The organism is Herminiimonas sp. (assembly GCF_030645555.1).
Lineage (GTDB): Bacteria > Pseudomonadota > Gammaproteobacteria > Burkholderiales > Burkholderiaceae_D > Oxalicibacterium.
In genome coordinates this window covers 1-3619 of the sequence record NZ_JAUSME010000210.1, presented here as the reverse complement: position 1 = coordinate 3619, position 3619 = coordinate 1, and the positions used below count along the sequence as shown (strand labels likewise).

The window sequence follows — 3619 nt, the reverse complement described above, 5'->3', positions numbered from 1 at the left end:
CCAGTATGATTTCATCGACATACAGTTTCGCCAGGCGGAAGGTTTCTTCGCCGACCAGCTTGACTGCCGTGCCATCGGAAAACAGGCCGACGTCGTTCAGGGTCACGCGCCGCCCAGCCTTCAGGCTGCGCGCCATTGCGTCGGAATCGGTGGTTTGCACGCCTATGATCTTGATGTCCGGGCGCAGCGCTTTCACGTAGGCGCCTATGCCGGCGATCAAGCCGCCGCCGCCGATGGCGACGAAAATTGCGTGTATCGGGCCGGAATGCTGGCGCAGGATTTCCATCGCTATCGTGCCCTGGCCGGCGATCACATCCGGGTCGTCGAAGGGGTGGACGAAGGTCAGCTTGAGTTTCTTTTCCAGCGTCAGCGCATGATTGTAGGCATCGGTAAACGAATCGCCGAACAACACGACTTCGCCGCCGCGCGCCTTGACTGCATCTATCTTGACTTGCGGGGTCGTGGTCGGCATCACGATCACGGCGCGGCAGCCGAGTTTGGCGGCCGACAGCGCGACGCCTTGCGCATGGTTGCCGGCCGAGGCGCAAATCACGCCGCGCTTCATTTGCGCCGGCGGCAGGTTGGCCATCTTGTTGTAGGCGCCGCGCAGCTTGAAGCTGAAGACGCTTTGCACATCTTCGCGCTTGAAATAAATCTGGTTGCCATAGCGCTGCGACAGCATGGGCGCCAGCTCAAGTGGCGATTCGACGGCGACATCGTAGACGCGCGCGGTGAGTATTTTCTTCAGGTAGTCGGTAGTCATGGCAATCTATGTGATTGGCGCAGCATATCGAGTCAAAACGATGCTGTGCGGACCATCATTATAATGGACGCCTTTTGCAGCGCTGCATTCCTGTTGAACTGAGCCGGCAGAATCCGGCCTGCACTCCTTATCCAGGTTATTAGATTTGAAACACACATCTCCATACCAGCATGATTGAAGCCGGCGTCCAGTGGCTGCTGGCCATCCTGGCTGCGCCGGAAGTCGGGCTGGTTTCGACCTTCGTGATCAGTTTTCTATCGTCGACCTTTCTGCCGCTCGGGTCGGAACCGACTGTTTTCGCCGTCATCAAGGCCAATCCAGCCTTGTACTGGCCGACGATCATGGTGGCCACGGTCGGTAATACGCTGGGCGGCATCAGCAATTACTGGCTGGGGCGGGGCGCGAAACAGGCCTTTGCAAAAGAGCGGCAGACGCTCTGGTTTGGCTGGCTGCACCGTTACGGCGCCAAAACCCTGCTGATTTCCTGGGTGCCTGGCATAGGCGATCCGATCTGCGCACTGGCCGGCTGGCTCAAGCTGCCGTTCTGGCCATCGGTGTTTTATATGGCGCTCGGTAAACTCCTGCGTTACCTGACGGTCACGTCGCTGCTGCTGTATATCCCGGACGGCTTTTGGCAATCTGTGGGCAGATTGTTTTAAAGTAACCTGTCCCTGGTGGCCGCGATCGCGATGAAATGGCAGTGCCCGCTTGTTTTTACTCCGATTTCTGCCGCAGGCAGTTCCTACGTGCTGCACTGCAATCAGCTAAAATGCATCTTTAGCGTTAACTCAATGCACCACTGATGAACGTCCACTGATGAACGCCCCGGTACAAATTCAAACTCTCCTGGCTGACGCCCCCGGCGGCGCTGCGCCTACGCGCTTGCGCGAAATTCCCTATAACTACACCTCATTTTCCGACCGCGAAATTGTGATTCGCCTGCTCGGTGAAGAGGCTTGGAGCCTGCTCGACGAGTTGCGCGGTGCGCGGCAAACCGGCCGTTCCGCCCGCATGCTGTATGAAGTGTTGGGCGATATCTGGGTCGTGCAGCGCAATCCGTATCTGCAGGATGACTTGCTCGACAATCCCAAGCGCCGTCAGGACTTGATCGACGCCTTGAATCATCGCCTGGCTGAAGTTGATAAACGCCGCCTTACGGACCTGAGCGGCGCCAGCGATGAAAACGCCGCCCGGCGCGGTGCGGCAGTTGCCGCCTTGCTGCAATCGGCGCGCAAGGCCGTCGCCGGCTTCGCTGAAGAATTCCGCGCTACCTACGATTTGCGCAAACGCAGCAACAAGGTATTGGGACGCTACACGGAAAAAGACAATATCAAGTTTGATGGTCTGTCGCGCGTCTCGCATGTGACGGATGCGACCGACTGGCGCGTCGAATATCCATTCGTCGTCCTGACGCCGGATAGCGAAGACGAAATGGCTGGCCTGGTCAAGGGCTGCATAGAACTCGGCCTGACCATCATCCCGCGCGGCGGCGGTACCGGTTACACCGGCGGCGCGATTCCGCTGACGCCTTTTTCGGCAGTCATCAATACTGAAAAACTAGAAGCTCTGGGCGCCGTCGAAATGACGATGCTGCCCGGTGTGGACCGCGAATACGCGACCATCTATTCCGGCGCAGGCGTGGTCACCAAACGCGTCTCCGACGCTGCTGAAAAAGCCGGCTTTGTCTTTGCGGTCGATCCAACTTCGGCTGAGGCATCGTGCATAGGCGGCAATATCGCGATGAATGCCGGCGGCAAGAAAGCCGTGTTGTGGGGCACTGCGCTCGATAATCTGGCGAGCTGGAGGATGGTCGATCCGAACGGCGACTGGCTGGAAGTCACGCGCCTGGAACACAACCTTGGCAAGATACACGATGCGCCGCTGGCCAGGTTCAAGCTGGAATGGACGCACCCGAGCGAGAAGGGCCGCGTCAACCAGCCATTCAAGACCGAGATGCTGGACATCCCCGGTCGTACCTTCCGCAAGGAAGGCCTGGGCAAGGACGTCACCGATAAATTCCTGTCCGGCTTGCCCGGCGTGCAAAAGGAAGGCTGCGATGGCTTGATCACGTCGGCGCGCTGGATATTGCACAAGATGCCCAAGCACACGCGCACCGTCTGCCTGGAATTTTTCGGCCATTCGCGCGATGCGATTCCATCTATCGTCGAGATCAAGGATTTCCTCGATGAACAAACCAGGAAGGGCGGCGCGATCCTGGCCGGCCTCGAGCATCTGGACGAGCGCTATCTGCGCGCAGTCGGTTATGCCACCAAATCCAAGCGCGGCACGCTGCCGAAGATGGCCTTGTTCGGCGACATCGTCGGCGACGATGAAAATGCGGTGGCGCAAGCGGCCTCCGAAGTGGTGCGCCTGGCGAACACCCGCGTAGGCGAAGGCTTTATCGCCGTCAGCCCGGAAGCGCGCAAGAAATTCTGGCTCGATCGCGCCCGCACTGCGGCGATTTCGAAGCACACGAATGCATTCAAGATCAATGAAGACGTGGTGATTCCGCTCGACCGCATGGGTGAATACTCGGACGGCATAGAGCGCATCAATATCGAACTGTCGATCAAGAACAAGCTGCAATTCCTCGATGAGTTGCGCAATTTCTTTGCAAAGGGCAATCTGCCGCTGGGCAAGAGCGACGACGCCGAAGGCGACGATATTCCGGCCGCAGAATTGCTGGAAGACCGCGTGCATCAAGCCGAGGAATTGATTGCGGCGACGCAGGCGCGCTGGTCATATGTGCTGAACAATCTCGACCAGCCCTTGCGTGACGTCAGGAATGAGTTGCTTGCGCTCGGCATGGAGAAACTGGCGACAGTATTCAACGAGCGCTTGCACGCGCAACCGGAG

3 protein-coding genes are annotated in these 3619 nt (G+C 58.6%); 2 read left to right on the top strand and 1 reads right to left on the bottom strand.

All coding sequences use genetic code 11. The annotated features are described in order from the left end of the window. The coding region (locus Q7T06_RS08110) for a pyridoxal-phosphate dependent enzyme (protein WP_304783175.1) at positions 1-763 on the bottom strand (763 nt) is incomplete at its 3' end. A gap of 170 nt (positions 764-933) precedes the next feature. Here Q7T06_RS08110 and Q7T06_RS08105 point away from each other — a divergent pair. Together Q7T06_RS08105 and Q7T06_RS08100 are read left to right on the top strand one after the other, a co-directional pair. Beyond that, positions 934-1422, top strand: coding sequence for a YqaA family protein (locus tag Q7T06_RS08105; RefSeq protein WP_304783172.1), 489 nt, complete (start codon positions 934-936; stop codon positions 1420-1422). A 157-nt stretch (positions 1423-1579) separates the two neighbouring features. Beyond that, a partial coding sequence (locus Q7T06_RS08100; RefSeq protein ID WP_304783168.1) for a DUF3683 domain-containing protein occupies positions 1580-3619 on the top strand: 2040 nt, incomplete at its 3' end.